General features: G+C 71.3%; 20 protein-coding genes and 1 tRNA gene. 8 read left to right on the top strand and 13 right to left on the bottom strand.

Going from position 1 to position 19,715, the window contains the following annotated elements; all coding sequences use genetic code 11:
* Nucleotides 1-95 precede the first annotated feature (95 nt).
* Together OG329_RS34655 and OG329_RS34650 are read right to left on the bottom strand one after the other, a co-directional pair.
* On the bottom strand, nucleotides 96-878 hold the full coding sequence (locus OG329_RS34655) for a ferritin-like domain-containing protein (RefSeq protein WP_405800494.1): 783 nt from the start codon (nucleotides 876-878) through the stop codon (nucleotides 96-98).
* A 242-nt stretch (nucleotides 879-1,120) separates the two neighbouring features.
* A complete protein-coding gene (locus OG329_RS34650) occupies nucleotides 1,121-2,173 on the bottom strand; it encodes an LLM class F420-dependent oxidoreductase (protein ID WP_405800493.1) in 1,053 nt (350 codons plus the stop codon).
* A gap of 150 nt (nucleotides 2,174-2,323) precedes the next feature.
* Between OG329_RS34650 and OG329_RS34645 the strand changes: the two genes are divergently transcribed.
* Nucleotides 2,324-3,307 carry an aldo/keto reductase gene (locus tag OG329_RS34645; RefSeq protein ID WP_405800492.1) on the top strand — a complete coding sequence of 328 codons (984 nt, stop codon included), beginning with the start codon at nucleotides 2,324-2,326 and terminating at the stop codon, nucleotides 3,305-3,307.
* 299 nt (nucleotides 3,308-3,606) lie between these two features.
* The gene (locus OG329_RS34640; protein WP_405802180.1) at nucleotides 3,607-5,892 is read left to right on the top strand and encodes a helix-hairpin-helix domain-containing protein; all 2,286 of its coding nucleotides are present in this window, start codon (nucleotides 3,607-3,609) and stop codon (nucleotides 5,890-5,892) included.
* A 350-nt stretch (nucleotides 5,893-6,242) separates the two neighbouring features.
* Here the strand turns inward: OG329_RS34640 and OG329_RS34635 are convergent, their stop codons facing one another.
* A complete protein-coding gene (locus OG329_RS34635) occupies nucleotides 6,243-6,926 on the bottom strand; it encodes a hypothetical protein (protein WP_405800490.1) in 684 nt (227 codons plus the stop codon).
* 47 nt (nucleotides 6,927-6,973) lie between these two features.
* Here OG329_RS34635 and OG329_RS34630 point away from each other — a divergent pair, with 47 nt between their 5' ends.
* Nucleotides 6,974-7,162, top strand: a complete 189-nt coding sequence (locus tag OG329_RS34630) for a DUF5703 family protein (RefSeq protein ID WP_405800489.1) — start codon at nucleotides 6,974-6,976, stop codon at nucleotides 7,160-7,162.
* Nucleotides 7,163-7,241: 79 nt separating this feature from the next.
* Here OG329_RS34630 and OG329_RS34625 read toward each other — a convergent pair whose 3' ends face one another.
* The 3 genes from OG329_RS34625 to OG329_RS34615 form a co-directional block, all read right to left on the bottom strand.
* The gene (locus tag OG329_RS34625; RefSeq protein WP_405800488.1) at nucleotides 7,242-8,018 is read right to left on the bottom strand and encodes a chaplin; all 777 of its coding nucleotides are present in this window, start codon (nucleotides 8,016-8,018) and stop codon (nucleotides 7,242-7,244) included.
* A 135-nt stretch (nucleotides 8,019-8,153) separates the two neighbouring features.
* Complete coding sequence (locus OG329_RS34620) at nucleotides 8,154-8,387, bottom strand: chaplin (protein ID WP_405800487.1); 234 nt, start codon at nucleotides 8,385-8,387, stop codon at nucleotides 8,154-8,156.
* A 135-nt stretch (nucleotides 8,388-8,522) separates the two neighbouring features.
* Nucleotides 8,523-9,887 (bottom strand): M20/M25/M40 family metallo-hydrolase, encoded by a 1,365-nt coding sequence (locus tag OG329_RS34615; RefSeq protein ID WP_405800486.1) that lies wholly within the window; start codon nucleotides 9,885-9,887, stop codon nucleotides 8,523-8,525.
* Nucleotides 9,888-9,975: 88 nt separating this feature from the next.
* Between OG329_RS34615 and OG329_RS34610 the strand changes: the two genes are divergently transcribed.
* Nucleotides 9,976-10,063: transfer RNA gene (locus OG329_RS34610), tRNA-Leu, on the top strand.
* A 157-nt stretch (nucleotides 10,064-10,220) separates the two neighbouring features.
* Here OG329_RS34610 and OG329_RS34605 read toward each other — a convergent pair.
* From OG329_RS34605 to OG329_RS34590, 4 genes are all read right to left on the bottom strand, one after another.
* Entirely contained in the window at nucleotides 10,221-10,634 is a 414-nt protein-coding gene (locus OG329_RS34605) for a hypothetical protein (protein ID WP_405800485.1), read from the bottom strand.
* A 109-nt stretch (nucleotides 10,635-10,743) separates the two neighbouring features.
* Nucleotides 10,744-11,391, bottom strand: coding sequence for an MBL fold metallo-hydrolase (locus OG329_RS34600; RefSeq protein WP_405800484.1), 648 nt, complete (start codon nucleotides 11,389-11,391; stop codon nucleotides 10,744-10,746).
* Entirely contained in the window at nucleotides 11,391-12,476 is a 1,086-nt protein-coding gene (locus OG329_RS34595) for an S-(hydroxymethyl)mycothiol dehydrogenase (protein WP_405800482.1), read from the bottom strand. The genes OG329_RS34600 and OG329_RS34595 overlap by 1 nt, the downstream gene beginning before the upstream one ends.
* Nucleotides 12,477-12,548: 72 nt before the next feature.
* Complete coding sequence (locus tag OG329_RS34590; protein WP_405800481.1) at nucleotides 12,549-13,250, bottom strand: FadR/GntR family transcriptional regulator; 702 nt, start codon at nucleotides 13,248-13,250, stop codon at nucleotides 12,549-12,551.
* A 146-nt stretch (nucleotides 13,251-13,396) separates the two neighbouring features.
* On the opposite strand from OG329_RS34590, the gene OG329_RS34585 reads away from it, so the two are divergent.
* Both OG329_RS34585 and OG329_RS34580 read left to right on the top strand, forming a co-directional pair.
* Nucleotides 13,397-13,945: a gluconokinase gene (locus OG329_RS34585; protein ID WP_405800479.1), complete on the top strand. Its 549-nt coding sequence runs from the start codon at nucleotides 13,397-13,399 to the stop codon at nucleotides 13,943-13,945.
* A 91-nt stretch (nucleotides 13,946-14,036) separates the two neighbouring features.
* Nucleotides 14,037-15,446 carry a GntP family permease gene (locus OG329_RS34580; RefSeq protein WP_405800478.1) on the top strand — a complete coding sequence of 470 codons (1,410 nt, stop codon included), beginning with the start codon at nucleotides 14,037-14,039 and terminating at the stop codon, nucleotides 15,444-15,446.
* 28 nt (nucleotides 15,447-15,474) lie between these two features.
* On the opposite strand, the gene OG329_RS34575 is transcribed toward OG329_RS34580, so the two are convergent.
* Together OG329_RS34575 and OG329_RS34570 are read right to left on the bottom strand one after the other, a co-directional pair.
* Nucleotides 15,475-16,188, bottom strand: a complete 714-nt coding sequence (locus OG329_RS34575; protein ID WP_405800476.1) for a cytochrome b/b6 domain-containing protein — start codon at nucleotides 16,186-16,188, stop codon at nucleotides 15,475-15,477.
* Nucleotides 16,130-16,795 (bottom strand): molybdopterin-dependent oxidoreductase, encoded by a 666-nt coding sequence (locus OG329_RS34570; protein ID WP_405802179.1) that lies wholly within the window; start codon nucleotides 16,793-16,795, stop codon nucleotides 16,130-16,132. Before OG329_RS34570 ends, OG329_RS34575 begins: the two co-directional genes overlap by 59 nt.
* A 159-nt stretch (nucleotides 16,796-16,954) precedes the next feature.
* On the opposite strand from OG329_RS34570, the gene OG329_RS34565 reads away from it, so the two are divergent.
* Nucleotides 16,955-17,389, top strand: a complete 435-nt coding sequence (locus tag OG329_RS34565; protein WP_405800474.1) for an ASCH domain-containing protein — start codon at nucleotides 16,955-16,957, stop codon at nucleotides 17,387-17,389.
* A gap of 23 nt (nucleotides 17,390-17,412) precedes the next feature.
* Here the strand turns inward: OG329_RS34565 and OG329_RS34560 are convergent, their stop codons facing one another.
* Entirely contained in the window at nucleotides 17,413-19,068 is a 1,656-nt protein-coding gene (locus tag OG329_RS34560) for an FAD-binding dehydrogenase (protein ID WP_405800473.1), read from the bottom strand.
* A 104-nt stretch (nucleotides 19,069-19,172) separates the two neighbouring features.
* On the opposite strand from OG329_RS34560, the gene OG329_RS34555 reads away from it, so the two are divergent.
* Complete coding sequence (locus OG329_RS34555; protein ID WP_405800472.1) at nucleotides 19,173-19,712, top strand: NUDIX hydrolase; 540 nt, start codon at nucleotides 19,173-19,175, stop codon at nucleotides 19,710-19,712.
* Nucleotides 19,713-19,715: the final 3 nt, after the last annotated feature.

Genomic DNA, 19,715 nt, shown 5'->3' with positions numbered 1-19,715 from the left:
GGGCCGGCGGCGGGTTCGACGGCCCGCCGGGCCCACTCGGAGGCAGGAGCTCAGACGGCGAGGGCTCAGAAGGCAGGAGCTCAGACGGCGAGGGCTCAGAAGGCGGGCGCGGTCGCCGGGCCGCTCAGCGCGTCGCGGCGTTCCGGCATGGAGAGGCTGACCATCCGCCGCCAGCCGCCCGCCCGCTCCATCGCGTACACACCGTGGATCCCGGCGGTCAGCACCGCCGACTTGGCCCGGGGCCAGCCGAGGATGCGGCCCATCTGGCCCATCACCGCGATGCTCACCTCGCGGTAGATCCGGATCTCGGCCCGCGCGCTCTCCTGGAGCACGCGGTGGATGGTGCGGCCGTGACCCTGGCGCGCGAGGCGCAGCAACTCCTCGTGGCAGTACGCCAGATGGTTGTCCTCGTCGGCGCTGATCATCTTGACGGCGTTGCCGACGAGCGGGTGGTCGCCGAAGTACTTCACCAGCATGTCCATCTGGTCGGCGGCGCGCTGTTCGGTCACCCGGCTGTGCGAGAGGTAGACGACGATGTCCTGCTCGGTCAGCCGGTCGTTGCGGCGCAGCTTGTCGTGCGGCAGGCCGATGCCCCGCTGTTCGAGCAGCATCGTGTAGTCGGTCCCGGGCGGGACGTCGACCGGCTCCAGTCCGCGCCTCTTGAGCAGCGCGTTGAAGATCCGCCCGTGTTTGTCCTCGTCGGCGCCGTGGCGGGTGATCTTGGGTGCGAGATCCCGCATCCCTTCGGGCACCAGCGCGGCGATACGGCCGTTCTCCCAGCCGCCTTGGGTCTCGCCGCTGGCCGCGATGGAACAGAAAAGCCGGAAGGAGTCGTCGTTGTCGAGGATTTCCTCGAACAGGGCTCGGGCCGAGAGCATCAGTTGCCACCTCCATGCCGGGCATCCGCACGAACGCCCGCAAAAGGATTCAAATGCGACGCGGAGGAACGGGCAACAGCTCACGCCCCCCGCTCGGCCGAAGGGGGGAGGAGGCTCGGGCGCACGTCCGTACGGATGCGGCGGTGCGTAACCGGGGGCGGGGGCGGGGCGTTGTCCTTCATGACGGCCGTGGCGGGGAAGACCCCCCGAGCCCCCACCACGGCCGCGGACTTCTCGGCCACTCAGGTGACGAGACCGGCCAGTTCCAGGGCCTCGGTGCCCGCGCGCAGGGCCGCGACACGCTCGTCGAGGGTGAAGCCGGCGGGGGCGAGCGTCAGCGTCGTCACACCGGCCGCCGCGTACGCCTTCATCCGGTCGGCGATCCGCTCCACGGTGCCGAGCAGCGAGGTCGAGTCGATCAACTGCCTCGGTACGGCCGCCCCGGCCCCGTCCTTGTCGCCGGCCAGGTACTTGTCCTGGATCTCCGCCGCCTCGCGCTCGTAGCCCATGCGCCCGGCCAGTTGGTTGTAGAAGTTCTGCTTACGGCTGCCCATGCCGCCCACGTACAGCGCGGTGTACGGGCGGAACATGTCCGCCAGCGCGTCGATGTCGTCGCCGAGCGCGATCGGCAGTGTCGGGCAGACGTCGAATCCGTCCATGGTCAGTCCGGCCTTCTCCCGGCCGGCGCGCAGATGCCGCAGCGCGGTCTCTTCAAGATGCTCGGCCGAGGGGAAGATCAGCAGGGCGCCGTCGGCGATCTCGCCGGTCTGTTCCAGGTTCTTGGGGCCGATCGCGGCGATGTAGAGGGGGATGTGTTCGCGCTCGGGGTGGACGATGAGCTTGAGCGGCTTTCCGGGGCCGCCGGGCAGCGGCAGGGTCCAGTGCTCGCCTTCGTAGGAGAGGCGCTCGCGGGACATCGCGCGGCGCACGATCTCGACGTACTCGCGGGTGCGGGCCAGCGGCTTGTCGAACTTCACCCCGTACCAGCCCTCGGAGACCTGCGGTCCGGAGACCCCGATGCCGAGGCGGAACCGGCCGCCGGAGAGCGAGTCCAGCGTGGCGGCCGTCATCGCGGTCATGGTGGGCTGGCGGGCCGGGATCTGCATGATCGCCGAGCCGACGTCGATGCTCTCCGTCTGGGCGGCGACCCAGCTCAGCACGGTGGCGACGTCGGAGCCGTACGCCTCGGCGGCCCAGCAGACGTCGTAGCCGAGCCGGTCGGCCTCCTGGGCGACGGCGAGGTTGTCGCTGTCCATGCCGGCGCCCCAGTAGCCGAGATTGATGCCGAGCCGCATAACCACTCCCTTACTCATCAGTAACGTCTCTGTGCCGGGACTCTAGCGCGTGGTGCGGGCATCCGTCAGGGGTGCCATCGGGCGTCCGCCGGGGGCGGGTTGTCCACAGGCTCACTGCGAGTGGGGCAACGGCCAGTAATCTCAGCGGTCATGGAGCAGAGGCATCTCGGCCGTACCGGCCTGCGAGTGTCCCGGATCGGGCTCGGCACGCTGACCTGGGGGCGGGACACCGACGAGCACGACGCCGCCGACCAGTTGAAGGCTTTCTGGGAGGCGGGCGGCACTCTTGTCGACACCGCCGACGTGTACGGGGGCGGGGAGGCCGAGTATCTGCTCGGGCAGCTCGTGGAGAGACTTGTACCGCGCCGGGATCTGGTGATCGCCACCAAGGCGGGCAGTGTGCCGGATCCGTACCGCCGCTTCGACGGTTCGCGCGGGCATCTGCTCTCCGCGCTGGACGCCTCGCTGGAGCGGCTGGGCACGGACCATGTCGATCTGTGGCAGGTCCACGCGTTCGACACCGGGACACCGTTGGAGGAGACGCTTCAGGCGCTCGACATAGCCGTGAGCAGCGGCCGGGCCAGATACGCGGGGGTGTCGAACTTCTCGGGCTGGCAGCTCGCCAAGGCGGCGACCTGGCAGTTGGCCTCGCCCGGGGTACGGACCCGGCTGGCCAGCACACAGATGGAGTACTCCCTTCTGCAACGGGGCGTGGAGCGCGAGGTGCTGCCGGCCGCCGTCGATCTGGGGGTCGGGCTGCTGCCCTCGTCGCCGCTCGGCAGGGGGGTGCTGACGGGCAAGTACCGGCACTCCACGCCCGCCGACTCCCGTGGCGCGTCAGAGCAGTTGGCGCCGTTCGTGGAGCCGTATCTGGACGAGCCGGCGAGCCGCATCGTCGACGCGGTGGTGACGGCGGCGGAGGGGCTGGCGACGACGCCGCTCGAGGTGGCGCTGGCGTGGGTCAGGGACCGGCCGGGCGTGGTCGCCCCGATCGTCGGGGCGCGCAACGCGCGGCAGCTCACGGCCGCGTTGTCAGTGGAGAGCCTTAGGCTGCCCGACGAGATCTGCCAGGCGCTCGACGATGTGTCGGCGCCCGTGCATCGCTATCCCGATCAGGACTGGAGCACGCTGTGACTGTGCCTTCCCGGGGGACGACCCCCGGATCCCCCGCCGAGGACCGCGACACCGCAGTCGCGGAGGAGGCGACGGCCACGCCGCTGGCCGTGGCGGAGTCCGGCGCGTCGGCGGAGTCGCGGACCGGGTCCGGCGCGTCGGCGGCCGGGGCGTCGTCCGAGGCCGTCGGGGACGAGGCGGGAGCCGGGGCCACGGGGACGGACGGGGGCGGGGCCGGGGCCGGGGACGGTACGGAGGGCGAGGCGAAGTCCGCCGGTGACGACGGCGAGGACCGGGCAGCACCCGCTGAGGCCGAGGACATCGCCGGGGAAGATGCGGCCGGCATCGCCGGCGGGGCCACACCCGCCAGGGGCGAAGACACGGCCGAGAGCAGCGGCAACGTGAAGTCCGCCAGGGACGAGGACGAGGACGCCGGGGCGGGGAACGCGAGCGGGGACGGCGAAGCTGTGGCCGGCATCGCGGGCGACGCGGCGGCCGCCGGAGGCGACGACGCGGCCACACCGGCCGGGGCGGGGGACGCGGGCGACGCGGAGTCCGCCGGGGACGGCGGCGAGAGCAAGGCCGCCGAGGACGCGGCGGCGCAACTGTCCGAGGCCGAGGCCGAGATCGCCGCCCAGCGTGAGCTGCGCGAGCGGATCGCGCGGCGGAAGGCCGAGAAGGAAGGCCCCATCCCCGCGGGCACCAAGCTCAGCGGGCAGGCGGCGGATCTGCTCGCCGCCGTACGGGCCATGGAGAGCGGTCAGGCGGCTCCGGCCCGCCCGGTGGCACCCGCCGCCGCTCCCGAGGCCCCGGCCCCCGCCGTACCGGCTCAGGAGCGGCCCCGGGCTCCCGAGCCCGCCCGCGCCGCTTCCGGCGCCCCCTCGACCGCTCCGGAGGCCGTGGCGGCCGTGACCGCCGTGCTCGCCGAGGGCGGCGCGCCGCGCACGCTGGCCCCGCAGGTCACGGCCGCGCTCGGAGAGCGGGCCGGCGACGCGCTGCGCGCGGATCCGTGGCTGTTGCTGTCCGTCCCCGGTGTCCGGCCCGAGCAGGCCGACGGGTTCGCCCGCGCGCTGCTCGGTGACGACTGCGGTCCCGGTGACGAGCGGCGGGCCGCCGCGCTCGTCGGCTGGCTGCTGGAGCGCGCCGCCGTACAGGGACATACGGCGCTCACGTTCCCGGCGGTGCGGGCCGCGCTGGCGGAGCGGTCGGTGCCCGACCCCGACGGGGCGCTCCAGCACGCGATCGCGGAAGGCGCCGTGCTGGTGTTCCAGGACGGCGTCGAGGACACCGCCGGGGAGACGGAGGACGACACGGCGGACGAGGCCGGGGACGAGGCGGCGGCGCAGGGTCCGGCCGTGCCCGTCCTGCTCGGTCTCGACCGGTACGCCCTCGCCGAGGAGAGCCTTGCCGACGGACTGGCCCGGCTGGTGAAGACCGCCCAGGAGGCGTCCTGGGACGAGGTCGCGGCGCGGGCTCCGTCTCCCTCGGCAGCCGAGCTGATCCGCGCGGTCGCCGGAAACGGTCTGGTGGTCCACACGGGCGGCGAGGCCGCGCGCGCCGAGCCGGCGGCTCTCGCCGAGGCCGCGCGCACGCTCGGTCTGCGGCCGGTCGTCGCCGCGCACAGCGAGAACGGCCGGCGCCGGCTGGACGCGGGCGCCGTGACCGTCGCGGGGCTGCTGTCCGGTACGCAGGGGCCGGGGCGGGACGCGGACGGCGCGCTGGATCTCGATCTCCTCGTCGTCCTGGACGCGCCCCAACTGGACGTGGAGACGGCGACGGTGCTGGTCGAGTCGCTGCCCGACGGCGCGCGGCTGGTGCTGTCCGGCGATCCGGGGGTGCTGTGGTCGGCGGGCGCCGGGCGGGTCTTCGCCGATCTGCTGGCGGCCCGTGTGTGCCCGCAGATCGCCTCGCGCACCCCCGACCCCGGCCCGCTGGGCGAGCTGGTCTCCGGTATCGGCATCGGTGAGCTGACCCAGGTCGAGGCCCCCGGCAAGGAGGTCGTGATCGTGCCCGTACGTGACGCGGGCGAGGCCGTGCACCGCGCGGTGCAGCTCGTCGCCGACTCGGTGCCGCGCGTCATCGGTGTGCCCTCCGGGCAGACGCAGGTGATCACGGTCGGGCACGGCGGCGCGGTGGGGACGCGCGCGCTGAACACGGCGCTCAAGGAGCGGCTGAATCCCGGCCCCGGCCGGTTCGGCGGCTTCGATCCGGACGACCGGGTCGCCTATGTGCCCGCCGCGGGCCGGACACTGACCGGCTCGGTCGTGTCGGCGGACGCGGAAGGGCTGCGTCTGGACTGCGACGGGGTGCCGGTCGTGGTGCCCAGGGAGCTGGTCGACTCGGTCGTACGGCACGGCTGGGCGCTCACCGCGCACCAGGCGGCGGGGATGCGGTGGCCGGCCGCCGTCGTGGTCCTGCCCGGCGACGCGGCTCAGGGCCTGAACCGGCCCTGGGTGTACACGGCCTTCGGCCGGGGCGAGCGCCATCTGTCCGTGGTCCACGGCGTCGACCAGGCGCTGGCGCACGCGGTGGCCCAGGTTCCGGCCGCCGAGCGGACGACGCGACTCCGGACGCTCCTGGAGGCCCTGCTGACGCCCGCCGTGTGAGCGATGCCAGGCCGTGTCTTCGAAGTCCCGCCTGGCCTGAGCGACGCCTGGACGGCACCTCTCCCCCGTAGGCCCAGGGGGCCACGGGAGGTACCCCTGCGTTGTCGGAGTCTCCCGAGTACGGCCGGGCCATCCACATCGCCGATCCTCCGCCTTGCGATGCACCGCACCAACGGGACATCAGCCGCTCCGCGGTGGCGCGGGCCCTGGCCCGCGGGCGGACGGCGCTGCTTCGAAGACACGACCTCGCGGTGTGACCCGAACGGCCGTCGGCCCGCCCACGAGATCGCGGGCGGGCCGACGGCCGTCGCCGTACGAGGTGCGCGGCGCCTGACGTACGTGCGACGGCGTCAGGCGTCCTGTTCCTCCAGATCGCCGAGGTCACCGAGGTCATCGGAGCGGGCGCGGGAGCCGACCCCGTCGAATTCGTCCTCGTCGAAGACCGAGCTGACGTCGAAACGGCAGACGACCTGCTGCGGATCGGCCTGTTCGAAGGGGGCGCTCAGCCATTCCCCGGGCTCCGGAAGGTCGTCGGCGGCCGACACCCACAGGGTCGAGTCGCCCTCCTCCAGGCCGAACTCCTTGTGCCGGGAGGCGATCTCGTCCGGTTCGTACTCGCCGAAGAGCACGCCCACGGCGGCGTGCACACTGGCGCCGACGACCGCCACGGTCTCGGCGTCCCCGTCGACATCGGCGATGCGCTGTGCCTGCGCGAGCAGTCTCCGCGGCTCGGCCACCGCGTAGTCCCGGCGGATCAGCACGCTGAGCGCGTTCGGCTCCTCGGGACCCCGGTAGGGCGGCAAGGAGTCGTCCGTGCCGGGGATCTCGAACGGGGTGACCTCGTCGTAGAGGTCGTAGAGCCGCTCGTCGTACGCCTCCGCCGCGGTGGCAAGGGCGTTGAACGCTTCGGAAACCGCCGGGTCGTCCTCACCCGTGCGGCGTTCGACCGCCGCGAGGTGACGGTCCAGCGCGGCCTTGACCGCCTCGGCGGCGGCACGTACCTCGGCAGCAGTGGGCTGCGCAGCATCAGACATAGGGCAGACGCTATCCGTACCGGGCCTCTGCCCGCACAATAGATGCGATGCCGGAATACGAATTTGTCGACGTGTACGTGCCGCGCGGGGTGTCCCGCAGCGACACGACCCGCCTGCTGACCGACCACGCCGAGTACGGACACTGGGAAATGGACCGACTGAGCCTGCACCGGGACGGCAGTCGCAGAGTGCGGCTGCGCAGACGCATCATCCGTCAGGTACGCGCCACCTGGTGAACGGTGACGGGGCGGATCCCCGCTGTGCGGAGACCCGCCCCGTGCCGTACCGGGCAGAACACCTGCCGTACTCGCGCCGCTACGCGGCGGCGCGGGTGCGGCGGTAGATCACGCTGCCCGCGAGCAGCAGGGCCGCTCCGGCCGGGATCACGAGTCCGAGCCCGCCGGCGCCGGTCTCGGCCAGCGCCTCGGTGCCCTCGGGGGCGGCGGGCCGGTCGACGGCCTGCGTGTCCGGGGTGTTCGGGGACGGCGGGACGGCGCGCTCCGTCGGGGGCTCGGGGGTGACCGGCTCCTCGGGCTTCTCGGGCGGCGCGGGGGTGCCCGCGTCGTTCACGCACTCGTTGCCGAAGGCGGGGTTCAGCACACCGACGATGTCGACGCTGTTCCCGCAGACGTTCACCGGGATGTCGATGGGCACCTGGATGACGTTGCCGGAGCCGACACCGGGCGAGTTGCCGGCGCCTCCCTCGGCGTGCGAGCCGCCGCCACCGGAGCCACCGTGTCCGCCCTGACCGCCCTGACCGCCCTGCGAACCGTTGCCCGCGGGGCGGTCCTTGCCGCCGTGGGAGCCGCCGCCACCGGCGCCGCCGCCGTTCGGGCCGCGACCGCCGTCCGACGTGTTCGCGCAGTTGTTGCCCATGGCGGGGTTCAGCACACCGACGACATTGACGGTGTTGCCGCAGACGTTGACCGGGACATGCACCGGGACCTGGACGTTGTTCCCGGACAGTACGCCCGGGGAGTTCGACGCTGTCGCGCCGGCACCCGAGTCCGCGTGCGCGTAGCCGCCGCCGAGGGCGAGTACGCCGCCGGCCGCCGCCACAGTGATCAGGCCGTTGCGCGTGACCTGTCTCATAGCTTGTTCCTGCCTTCTGCCTTCCGGATACCCCCGGCACGACCGCCTGGGGCTCAATGCCCCAGCGGCCCCGGAGTGCATGGCGCGCACTCCGGGGCCGCTCGGGCCCAGACCCTTACGGGTCGAGGTACAACGTCACGCGTTGACGCAGGTGTTGCCGAAGGTGGGGTTCAGCAGCCCGATCACGGAGACCGTGTTGCCGCACGCGTTCACCGGGATGTGGATGGGCACCTGGATGACATTGCCCGAGAGCACACCGGGAGACCCGACAGCGGCGCCCTGGGCACCGGAGTCGGCGACGGCCATGCCCGCGCCCGCGAGCACGAGGCTGCCGGTGGCAGCCGCAGCGGCGACGATCTTCTTGATCATTTATTCCTCCTTGTTGGCAAACGCGGTCCCAACCTCGGACCGCACATCTGTAACGAGGAGGAAGTAATGAGGCTACGAGCCTATGGTCGCTTTCACTCTTTTCAGTCAAGTACGTACGCGCTGCCGATTACCGTCTCAGCAGGCGTCGATGAAGCGGTCGAGCACCCGTACGCCGAACTTCAGGCCGTCCAGCGGCACCCGCTCGTCCACGCCGTGGAACATCCCGGCGAAGTCCAGCTCCGGCGGGAGCTTGAGCGGGGCGAAGCCGAAGCCCCGGATGCCGAGGTCGTCGAAGGACTTCGCGTCCGTACCGCCCGAGAGCATGTACGGCACGGCCCGCGCGATCGGGTCCTCCGCGACGAGCGCGCTCTGCATGGCGTCCACGAGCTTGCCGTCGAAGCTGGTCTCCAGCGCCTTGTCACCGTGCACGTCCTCGCGCTTCACGCGCGGGCCGAGAATCCGGTCGATGTCGGCGAGGAACTCCTCCTCGTAGCCGGGCAGGAAGCGGCCGTCGACATGGGCGGTGGCCTGGCCGGGGATCACGTTCACCTTGTAGCCGGCGCCGAGCATGGTGGGGGCCGCGGAGTTACGCAGGGTGGCGCCGATCATCTTCGCGATGCCGCCGAGCGTGGCGAGCGTGCTCTCCATGTCCTCGGGGTCGAGCGGTACGCCCAGCGCGTCGGACAGCTCGTCCAGGAAGGACCGCACGGTCTTGGTCATCCGCACCGGCCACTCGTGCCGGCCCAACCGCCCCACCGCCTCGCAGAGTTCGGTGATGGCGTTGTCGTTGTTGGTCATCGAGCCGTGGCCGGCCGTGCCGTCCACGGTCAGCCGCATCCAGTGCATGCCCTTCTGCGCCGTCTCCACCAGATACAGGCGCAGATTCTCGTTGACGGTGAAGGAGAAGCCGCCGACCTCGCTGATCCCCTCGGTGACGCCCTCGAAGAGACCGGGGTGGTTGTCGACCAGGTACCGCGCCCCGTACGTACCGCCCGCCTCCTCGTCGGCGAGGAAGGCGAGGACGATGTCGCGCGGGGGCTTGCGCCCGCTGCGGAGCCTGTCGCGCACCACGGCGAGGGTCATGGCGTCCATGTCCTTCATGTCGACCGCGCCGCGCCCCCACAGGCAGCCGTCGGCGATCTCGCCGGCGAACGGGTCGTGCGTCCAGTCGGCCGCGTTGGCGGGGACGACGTCGGTATGGCCGTGGATGAGCAGCGCGGGCCTGGAGGGGTCCTCGCCGGCGATCCTGGCCACGGTGGAGGCGCGGCCCTTGTGGGATTCGAAGATCTTCGGTTCGAGGCCGACCTCGGCCAGTTTCTCGGCGACGTACTCGGCGGCGAGCCGTTCGCCGGGGCCCGAGTGGTCGCCGTAGTTGCTGGTGTCGATCCGGATCAGATCGCGGCACAGGTCCACGACCTCGTCCTCGCCCGAGACCGTCCCGCCCGTGTTCGACTCGCTCACGCTGCTCACTCCCGCTGTCGTTGCCGGTGGTCGACCCATCCTCCCATCGGGGCGGGATCGGGCAGTGCCCGATGTTTGCTATGGTTTTCCACGTCGGAACGGCCTCTGGCCGCCCGGCGGACACCTTGTCCGGGTGGCGGAATGGCAGACGCGCTAGCTTGAGGTGCTAGTGCCCTTTATCGGGCGTGGGGGTTCAAGTCCCCCCTCGGACACCAGCTAGCGGTTAACCAACAGTTAACGAACCAAGACCCCACTTCATGTGGGGTCTTGTGCGTTCTTGATCCGCCGAACCGCCGAACCGCCGAAACGCCTCGGCGGACCGGTGAAGACCCGGTCCGCCGAGGCCGGCCGGACAACCGGCTCACCCGTCATTCAGACGGTGATCCAGTTGCCCAACGTGGTGCCGCCCGCCAGCGACGACATGCGCTGAATCTGGGTGATGCTCACTCCGGACGGGGCCGTGCCCTTGCCGCAGCCGGCCTCGGACCCGTTGCTGTCCTTGATGATCCCGCTCACGCCGTCGGTCCGCTTGTACTTCGCCCACCATCCCAGGCCGTCCGCCTCTTCGTCGCACACCGTCAGAGTCCGGTGGCTGTTGCTGATGTAGACGGTCCCGCAGTTCTGCAGGTAGGCCACACCGCAGGCCCGCCAGCCCCAACTGGCGTCATGCGCCTGAGCGGTGGTTCCGCTTGCCAAGGTAATGGCGGCGGCAACAGCGCCGACGGCTGCGATTGAACGCTTTCGCATCGATACCCCCACGTAGTCAGGCCCGAAGGCCCAGGTCACGACACCGGCGGTGAAGCGCGGTGCCGCTTGGTCACCACCACGATAGGGATTACGCCGCGAACGGGTTCCTACAACTTTTCAGGGTGGGGCCGCGGCCGGCGAGGCGGGCTCAGCCGCCGCCCGCGCTGATCCAGTCGTCCAGTCGCGGCGCCTCGGCGCCGATGGTGGTCGAGTCGCCGTGGCCGGTACGGACCACCGTCCGCGGCGGCAGTGTCAGCAGGCGCTCGCGGATCGACTCGATGATGGTCGGGAAGTGCGAGAAGGACCGCCCGGTGGCCCCCGGCCCGCCCTGGAAGAGGGTGTCGCCCGTGAAGACCGTGGACAGGTCGGGGGCGTACAGACACACGGCGCCGGGCGCGTGGCCCGGGGTGTGCAGGACCGTCAGGGTGGTGCCGGCCACCGACAGGGCCTGGCCGTCGGCGAGTTCACCGTCCGGGAGGCGGTCCGGGTGGGTCCGGGTCCACAGCGGGAGGTCGTCCGGGTGCAGCAGGATCGGCGCGCCGGTCGCGGCGGCGAGTGCCGGGGCCGCGTCGATGTGGTCGTTGTGCGCGTGGGTGCAGACGACGGCGCGCAGCGTCCGGCCGCCGAGCGCGCGCTCGATGGCGTCGGCGTCGTGGGCCGCGTCGATGACGATCGCCTCGGTGTCGTCGCCGACGATCCAGACGTTGTTGTCGACGTCCCAGGTGCCGCCGTCGAGCGAGAAGGTGCCCGAGGTGACGAGATGGTCGATACGGGCGGCGGAGCCGGCGGCAGCCATCAGAGCGTCACCACCGAACGCAGGACGTCGCCCTCGTGCATCCGGGCGAACGCCTGCTCCACGTCGCCGAGTCCGATGGTCTCGGTGACGAACGCCGCCAAGTCGATACGGCCCTGCTGGTGCAGGTCGATGAGCATGGGGAAGTCGCGGGAGGGCAGACAGTCGCCGTACCAGGACGACTTGAGCGAGCCGCCGCGCCCGAAGACGTCGAGCAGCGGCAGTTCGAGCTTCATCTCGGGGGTCGGCACGCCCACCAGGACGACCGTGCCGGCCAAGTCGCGTGCGTAGAAAGCCTGTCGGTACGTCTCCGGGCGGCCGACCGCCTCGATGACGACGTCGGCGCCGAAGCCTCCGGTCAGCTCGCGGATGGCCTCGACGGGGTCGGTGGAGCGGGAGTTGACGGTGTGGGTGGCGCCCATCGTCTTCGCCGTGGCCAGCTTGCGGTCGTCGATGTCGACGGCGATGATCCGGGCCGCGCCCGCGAGGCGGGATCCGACGATCGCCGCGTCGCCGACCCCGCCGCAGCCGATGACGGCGACACTGTCGCCCCGGCCGACGTTGCCTGTGTTGATCGCCGCGCCGATGCCCGCCATGACGCCGCAGCCCAGCAGCCCGGCGACGGCCGGTGAGACGGACGGGTCGACCTTGGTGCACTGTCCGGCGGCGACCAGGGTCTTCTCCGCGAAGGCGCCGATGCCCAGCGCCGGGGACAGCTCCGTGCCGTCCGTCAGCGTCATCTTCTGCTTGGCGTTGTGGGTGTTGAAGCAGTACCAGGGCCTGCCCCGCAGACATGCCCGGCAACTGCCGCAGACGGCGCGCCAGTTGAGGATGACGAAGTCACCGGGCGCGACGTCCGTGACACCGTCGCCGACCGATTCGACGACGCCCGACGCCTCGTGGCCGAGGAGGAAGGGGTAGTCGTCGCTGATCCCGCCCTGCTTGTAGTGCAGATCGGTGTGGCAGACACCGCACGCCTGGATCTTCACCACGGCCTCGCCGGGGCCGGGATCGGGGATCACGATCGTCTCGACCCGCACCGGCTCGTTCTTGCCGGGCGCCACGACGCCTTGCACCTGCTGCGACATGCCAGGACCTGCCTCTCCATCGAGCGTGAAGGGCCAAGTCTGACACCGGGCCGCGCCCGTCGCGGCCCCAGGTCAGGGCGCCAGCACGTCGAGTTCCTGGAGGGCGCCGACGGCGATCTCCCGGGTCAGCTCCTCGGCGCGGGCCGCGTCCCGCTCCCGTACGGCCTCGGCGACCCGTACATGCAGGGTCACGGCCGCCGGGTCGGGGTCGTGGAACATCACCTCGTGCCGCGTACGGCCCGTCAGGACCTCCGCGACCACATCGCCGAGCCGCGCGAACATCTCGTTGCCCGACGCGTCGAGAACCACCCGGTGGAAGGCGATGTCGTGGCGCAGATAGCCCTCCAGTTGGTGCCCGCGCGAGGTCGCGACCATCCCGAGCGCCTGCTCGGTGAGAGCGACGCACTGCTCGGGCGTGGCGTGGAGGGCGGCGAGACCGGCGGCGACCGGCTCGATCGCGGAGCGCAGCACGGTCAGCGAGCGCAGTTGGCGGGGCCGGTCGTTGCCCGCCAGGCGCCAGCGGATGACGCGCGGGTCGTAGACGTTCCATTCGCGGGCGGGGCGCACCGTGACGCCGACGCGGCGCCGGGACTGGACGAGGTGCATCGATTCGAGGACGCGGACCACTTCCCGTACGACGGTGCGCGAGACGTCGAAGCGCCGCGCGACCTCGTCGGTGCGCACGACGCCGCCCTCGGGATATTCGCCGCCGGTGATGGCGAGGCCGAGGGTGTCGAGCACATGGGTATGCAGGCCCCGGCCTTCTGTGGTCATGACGGAAGCCTACGGGGCGGCCCCGGTGAAGAAAAAATATGACGTGTGGGTTACGACACCTTGAATACGTCGTACATATGGGCTTCAGTAGCGCGGAGGCGGCGGAGCACGCGGCGACGACGCACGTGAAGACAGCGAGGCATGAGATGAGCACCCCCCACGTCGTCGTGGTGATGGGCGTGGCAGGCACCGGCAAAACCACCGTCGGTCCCCTGCTGGCCGCCGCACTGGGCGTCCCGTACGCCGAGGGCGACGACTTCCACCCCCCTGCCAACATCGCCAAGATGTCCGCGGGCACCCCGCTGGACGACGACGACCGCCGGCCCTGGCTCGACGCGATCGGGCGCTGGGCGCACAGCCGGGCGGGCCTCGGCGGGGTGGTCAGCAGCTCGGCGCTCAAGCGCGCCTACCGCGACCGGCTGCGGGCGGCGGCGCCCGGCGCCGTCTTCCTGCATCTGACCGGCGACCGCGCGCTGATCGAACGGCGGATGACGGGCCGCAAGGGGCACTTCATGCCGACCGCCCTGCTGGATTCGCAGTTCGCCACGTTGCAGCCGCTCGGCGAGGACGAGGCGGGCGTCACCGTCGATGTGACGGGGACTCCCGAGGAGATCGCCGATCGAGGCGTCGCCGCGCTGCGCGGCCTTGACCGTCCCCATGAACCCGAGCCCGAGCCCGAGCCCGAACTCACCTGACGGACAAGCCAGTCCACTCACCGAACTCACCCAACTCACCGAACTCACCGAACTCACCGAACTCACCGAACTCACCGACTAAGGAACCCCCGTGACGACCAGTCTCAGCGTCGAGACGCTGGCGGCGGACGCCGTAGAACCGATCACCTCGGCCGGCAACACGCAGCTCGGCATCGCCGTTCTCGCCGGTATCGCCGTCATCGTCCTGCTCATCACCAAGTTCAAACTGCACGCCTTCCTCGCCCTGACCATCGGCACACTGGCGCTCGGCGCCTTCGCCGGCGCGTCCCTGGGCGACACGATCACCAGCTTCTCCACCGGTCTCGGCTCCACCGTCGCGGGTGTCGGCGTGCTGATCGCGCTCGGCGCGATACTCGGCAAACTGCTCGCGGACTCGGGCGGCGCCGACCAGATAGTCGACACGATCCTCAGCCGGGCCAGCGGGCGCGCGATGCCCTGGGCGATGGTCCTCATCGCCTCGGTGATCGGTCTTCCACTGTTCTTCGAGGTCGGCATCGTGCTGCTGATCCCGGTCGTGCTGCTGGTCGCCAAGCGCGGCAACTTCTCCCTGATGCGGATTGGTATCCCGGCGCTGGCCGGCCTGTCCGTGATGCACGGGCTGATCCCGCCGCACCCCGGTCCGCTCGTCGCGATCGACGCCATCGGCGCGGACCTTGGGGTCACGCTGGCGCTGGGTCTGGTCATCTCCATACCGACGGTGATCATCGCCGGTCCGCTGTTCTCCCGTTACGCCGCGCGCTGGGTGGACATCCAGCCGCCCGAGCGGATGCTCCAGACGCTGGAGAAGCGCCCGTCCGACGACACCGACCGGCGTCCGAGCTTCGGCGCCACCGTCGCGACGGTCCTGCTGCCGGTCGTCCTGATGCTCGTCAAGGCGCTGGTCGACATCGTCGTGGACGACCCGGAGAACCAGGTCCAGAAGGTCGCCGATGTCGTCGGCTCCCCGCTGATCGCGCTGCTCGCCGCCGTACTCGTCGGCATGTTCACCCTGGGGCGCGCCGCCGGATTCACCAAGGACCGGCTGGCCTCGACCGTCGAGAAGTCCTTCGGGCCCATCGCGGGCGTGCTGCTGATCGTCGCCGCGGGCGGCGGTTTCAAGCAGACCCTGATCGACGCGGGCGTCGGCCAGATGATCCTTGAGTTCTCCGAGAACTGGTCGATCCCGGCGCTGCTGCTGGGCTGGCTGATCGCGGTGGCGATCCGGCTGGCGACCGGTTCGGCGACGGTCGCGACGATCTCCGCCGCCGGGCTGGCGGCGCCGCTGGCCGCCGACATGTCGACATCGCACGCGGCGCTGCTGGTGCTGGCGATCGGGGCCGGTTCGCTGTTCTTCAGCCATGTCAACGACGCGGGATTCTGGCTGGTGAAGGAGTACTTCGGGATGGACGTCGGCCAGACGATCAAGACCTGGTCGGTGATGGAGACGATCATCTCGGTGGTCGGTCTGGGCTTCGTGATGCTGCTGTCGCTGATCGTCTAGCGAGGACTCGCAGGGGCGGCGGGGCGGGTCACTTCTCTTCTTCCTTCCAGAGAGGGTGTTCCCGCTCCGCCCACGGCCGTTCCACCGATCCGGTCCGCATACCCCGACGCGCCCCCGGGTCGGCCAGCGCCATCGCGATGTGTCCGACGAGTACGAGCCCCACGGCCAGCGACAGCCAGTCGTGCACGAACGTCGCGCTCGTGCGCCACACCAGCGGTGTCAGCCAGGTGAACCACATCATCAGGCCCGTGGCGAGCATGACCAGTACGGCTCCGGCGAGCCAGCTCGCGTACACCTTCTGCCCGGCGTTGAACTTGCCCGCCGGGCGCGATTCCGGGCGGAAGTCGCGCCGCCGTACCGCCCGCAGCCACTGCTTGTCGTACGGCGCGAAGCGGTTCAGCCGCCGCAGATCCGCGCGGAACGACGGGGACGCGAGACCTGCGAGGAACGGCGCGGGCAGCAGCAGCCCCGACCACTCGTGCAGGGTGACCACGAGGTAGCGGCGGCCGACGAGTTCGGCGAGCTGGGGCACGTACAGGCAGGCGGCCGTCACCACGCACAGCAGCATCAGCGCGGCCGTGGTGCGGTGGACCAGGCGCTCGGCGCGGCTGAACCGCCGCCGCAGGCGGGGCCGTGGGGCCGGCCGGCCATCCGGCCGGTCGTCCGGCCGGTCGTCCGGCCGGTCAGACAGTCGGGGTGTCGGTACGGCCGTTGGACCGCCCGACCCAGGCGTCGACGTCATAGCCGCGCTCCTCCCAGTAGCCGGGGCGGACGTCGGAGGTGACGGAGATCCCGGAGAGCCATTTCGCCGATTTGTAGAAGTACATGGGGGCCACGTAGAGCCGTACCGGACCACCGTGCGAGTGCTCGACCGGCTTGTCCTGCATCCTCAGCGCCACCAGCACATCGGGGCGCCTGGCCTGCTCCATGGTCAGGCTCTCGCTGTACGTCCCGTCGAAGCACGTGAAGCGGACCGCCCCCGCGCCCGGCCGTACCCCCGCCGCGTCGAGGATCCGCGACAGCCGTACGCCCTCGAACGCCGTGTCCGGCACCCGCCAGCCGGTGACGCACTGGACGTCCTTGACCATGCGGGTCTGCGGCAGTTGCCGCAGGGCGTCGAGCGTGTACGTGGTGGGCCGGTCGACCAGCCCGTCCACCGTCAGCAGGTAGTTCTCGGGACCCTTGCGGGGTACGGAGGTGGCCACCGAGTAGTACCGGAACCCGCCCCCGTTGGGCAGCAGACCGGTCAGCCCCGTCGGGTCACGGTCGGACGCCGCGCCAAGGAAAGTCTCGAGCCCGCGCTGGAGATACGGGGCGCTCACGACACCGGCCGCGCCGAGTCCGAGCATGGAGAGCACCAGGCGCCGCCCGACGGGCGTGCCCTCCCGGTCGCCGTGTGCGTCGCCGTGCGGAGTGGTCACCTGTTGATTCGAACACCACCGTGGCCGGGAAGCCAGGGGCGACGGCTGTCCGTCATGGTTTCGTCAGAGTCCGGCAGACTGACGCCCATGGACAAGCCCCAGGAGCACCACGAACCCCTCCCGCCCTTTCTGCTCGCCTTTCCCGGGCCGTTGCGCGATCAGTTGGTCGCGGCCGTCCTGCGCGGGGAGAAGGTCTCGACGACGGGTCTGCTGGCGGAGTACGAGGCGGAGAAGGAGGAGTTGCCGCCGGTCGGTGAGCGCTCGGCGCTGATCGATTCGGACGGTCGTGAGGTCGCGGTGACCGAGCTGACGGAGGTACGGGTGCTGCCGCTGGGGCAGGTCGATCTCCAGCACGCGCTGGACGAGGGCGAGGGGTACGAGTCGGTGGAGGCGTGGCGCGCGGGCCACGAGGCGTTCTGGCACAGCGACGAGATGCGCGAGGCGCTGGGCGACCCGTCGTTCACGGTCCACGACGGCACGCTGGTGGTGGCGGAACGTTTCCGGGTGGTGGAACGGCGGTAGTGCGGCGGCCCCCCGCCCCCGCGTCAGCGCACCGCCTGCCCCGCCGCCCGCCCCGCCGCGCGCCCCGAGAAGACGCAGCCACCGAGGAACGTCCCCTCCAGCGAGCGGTATCCGTGCATCCCACCCCCGCCGAAGCCGGCCGCCTCCCCCGCCGCGTACACGCCGGACAGTGGTGTCCCGTCCTGCCGCAGCACCCGCGACGACAGGTCGGTCTCCAGGCCGCCGAGCGACTTGCGGGTCAGGATGTGAAGCCGTACGGCGATCAGCGGACCGGCCTTGGGGTCGAGGATGCGGTGCGGCGCCACCGTACGGATCAGCTTGTCGCCCAGATACGCGCGCGCCCCGCGCACGGCCGTCATCTGAAGGTCCTTGGTGAACGGGTTCGCGACCTCCCGGTCGCGGGCGGTGATCTCCCGGCGCAGTTCGGCCTCGTCGAGCAGCGGCGTGTCGGTGAGCGCGTTCATGCCGCGTACGAGCGAGGCGAGGTCCTTCTCCACGACGAAGTCCGCGCCGTTGTCCATGAACGCCTTCACCGGTCCGGGTACGTCCAGGCGCGCCCGGTTGATCACGTCGCGGACGGACTTCCCGGTCAGGTCGGGGTTCTGCTCGGAGCCCGAGAGTGCGAACTCCTTACCGATGATGCGCTGGTTGAGGATGAACCAGGTGTGGTCGTGGCCCGAGTGCATGATGTGGTCGAGCGTGCCGAGCGTGTCGAAACCGGGGAACAGCGGCACGGGCAGCCGCCGGCCGCGCGCGTCGAGCCACAGCGACGAGGGTCCTGGCAGGATCCGGATGCCGTGCCTGGCCCAGATCGGGTCCCAGTTCTGGATGCCTTCCGTGTAGTGCCACATCCGGTCGCGGTTGATGTGGTGGGCGCCGGCCCGTTCGGTGATGCCGAGCATCAGGCCGTCGACGTGGGCGGGGACGCCGGAGAGCATCTTCTCGGGCGGGGTGCCGAGGCGGTCGGGCCACTGCGCGCGTACGAGGTCGTGGTTGCCGCCGATGCCGCCGGACGTCACGATCACGGCCTGCGCCCGGAGTTCGAAGGCGCCCGACGTGACGCGGCTGCTGGCCGTGCCGCGTTCGGCGTCGCTCGGCTCGAGCACCTCACCGGTGACGGTGTCGACGGCGCCGGCCGTGGCGCCGAGTCCGGTGACCCGGTGGCGGAAGCGGAACGTGACCAGCCCCTTGGCGACGCCCTCGCGCACCTTGCGTTCGAACGGCTCGACCACTCCGGGGCCGGTCCCCCAGGTGATGTGGAAGCGCGGCACCGAGTTGCCGTGCCCGCGCGCGCCGTAGCCGCCGCGCTCGGCCCAGCCGACGACCGGGAAGAACCGCACGCCCCGCTCGCGCAGCCAGGAACGCTTCTCGCCGGCGGCGAAGTCCACGTACGCCTCCGCCCACTTGCGCGGCCAGTGGTCCTCCTCGCGGTCGAAGCCGGCCGTGCCGAGCCAGTCCTGGAGCGCGAGTTCACGGCTGTCCTTGACGCGCAGCCGCCGCTGCTCGGGCGAGTCCACGAGGAACAGCCCGCCGAAGGACCAGTGCGCCTGTCCGCCGATGGACCGCTCGGGCTCCTGGTCGAGCAGGATGACCGAGCGCCCGGCGTCCACGAGTTCGGCGATGGCGACCAGCCCGGCCAGTCCCGCGCCGATCACGATCACATCAGCGTCGTACGCCATGGGTTCCCACCTTCTCGGGGCGACTGGGGTGGTCCGATCTTCCGTACGGGCCGGTAACGAGTCAACTGTTCGGCAGACCAGGCCGTCATGCCAGGCTGTCCCTCATGAGCGCCGCTGACGAAATCATCGACATCGTTGACGAGAACGACCACGTCGTCCGGCGGGCCACGCGCGGCGAGGCGTACGCGAAGGGGCTGCGGCACCGCTGCGCCTTCATCCTCGCGCGCGACGCCGACGACCGCGTCTTCGTGCACCGCAGGACCGCGACCAAGCTCGTCTTCCCGTCCCACCACGACATGTTCGTAGGCGGTGTGGTCGGCGCGGGTGAGACGTACGACGACGCGGCGCTGCGCGAGGCCGAGGAGGAGCTGGGCGTCTCGGGCCTGCCGCGCCCCGTACCGCTGTTCTCGTTCCTGTACGAGACCGAGGGCGGCGGACTGGGCTGGTGGTCGCGCGTGTACGAGGTGCGCTGCCTGCTTCCGGTGTCCCCGCAGGTGGAGGAGATCGACTGGCACACCTTCCTCGACGAGGAGGAGTTGGATCGACTGGTGGCGCGGAGCGCCGCCGACGGCGGGTGGCTGTGGACGCCGGACGGCCTCGCGGCGTACGAGCGGCTGAAAGCGACTCGCGCCCGGGGTGCGTAGGGT

Source organism: Streptomyces sp. NBC_01506, assembly GCF_045040295.1.
Classification (GTDB): Bacteria; Actinomycetota; Actinomycetes; order Streptomycetales; family Streptomycetaceae; genus Streptomyces.
The sequence above is the reverse complement of the archived record's forward strand: the minus strand, read 5'-3'. Positions and strand labels throughout refer to the sequence as shown.

Excerpts from the sequence above, each read along its gene's own strand:
- OG329_RS34655 (WP_405800494.1), bottom strand. The coding sequence starts at position 878 with ATGCTCTCGGCCCGAGCCCTGTTCGAGGAAATCCTCGACAACGACGAC.
- OG329_RS34650 (WP_405800493.1), bottom strand. The coding sequence starts at position 2,173 with ATGCGGCTCGGCATCAATCTCGGCTACTGGGGCGCCGGCATGGACAGC.
- OG329_RS34645 (WP_405800492.1), top strand. The coding sequence starts at position 2,324 with ATGGAGCAGAGGCATCTCGGCCGTACCGGCCTGCGAGTGTCCCGGATC.
- OG329_RS34635 (WP_405800490.1), bottom strand. The coding sequence starts at position 6,926 with ATGTCTGATGCTGCGCAGCCCACTGCTGCCGAGGTACGTGCCGCCGCC.
- OG329_RS34630 (WP_405800489.1), top strand. The coding sequence starts at position 6,974 with ATGCCGGAATACGAATTTGTCGACGTGTACGTGCCGCGCGGGGTGTCC.
- OG329_RS34625 (WP_405800488.1), bottom strand. The coding sequence starts at position 8,018 with ATGAGACAGGTCACGCGCAACGGCCTGATCACTGTGGCGGCGGCCGGC.
- OG329_RS34620 (WP_405800487.1), bottom strand. The coding sequence starts at position 8,387 with ATGATCAAGAAGATCGTCGCCGCTGCGGCTGCCACCGGCAGCCTCGTG.
- OG329_RS34615 (WP_405800486.1), bottom strand. The coding sequence starts at position 9,887 with ATGGGTCGACCACCGGCAACGACAGCGGGAGTGAGCAGCGTGAGCGAG.
- OG329_RS34600 (WP_405800484.1), bottom strand. The coding sequence starts at position 11,391 with ATGGCTGCCGCCGGCTCCGCCGCCCGTATCGACCATCTCGTCACCTCG.
- OG329_RS34595 (WP_405800482.1), bottom strand. The coding sequence starts at position 12,476 with ATGTCGCAGCAGGTGCAAGGCGTCGTGGCGCCCGGCAAGAACGAGCCG.
- OG329_RS34590 (WP_405800481.1), bottom strand. The coding sequence starts at position 13,250 with ATGACCACAGAAGGCCGGGGCCTGCATACCCATGTGCTCGACACCCTC.
- OG329_RS34585 (WP_405800479.1), top strand. The coding sequence starts at position 13,397 with ATGAGCACCCCCCACGTCGTCGTGGTGATGGGCGTGGCAGGCACCGGC.
- OG329_RS34575 (WP_405800476.1), bottom strand. The coding sequence starts at position 16,188 with ATGACGTCGACGCCTGGGTCGGGCGGTCCAACGGCCGTACCGACACCC.
- OG329_RS34570 (WP_405802179.1), bottom strand. The coding sequence starts at position 16,795 with ATGCTCGGACTCGGCGCGGCCGGTGTCGTGAGCGCCCCGTATCTCCAG.
- OG329_RS34565 (WP_405800474.1), top strand. The coding sequence starts at position 16,955 with ATGGACAAGCCCCAGGAGCACCACGAACCCCTCCCGCCCTTTCTGCTC.
- OG329_RS34560 (WP_405800473.1), bottom strand. The coding sequence starts at position 19,068 with ATGGCGTACGACGCTGATGTGATCGTGATCGGCGCGGGACTGGCCGGG.
- OG329_RS34555 (WP_405800472.1), top strand. The coding sequence starts at position 19,173 with ATGAGCGCCGCTGACGAAATCATCGACATCGTTGACGAGAACGACCAC.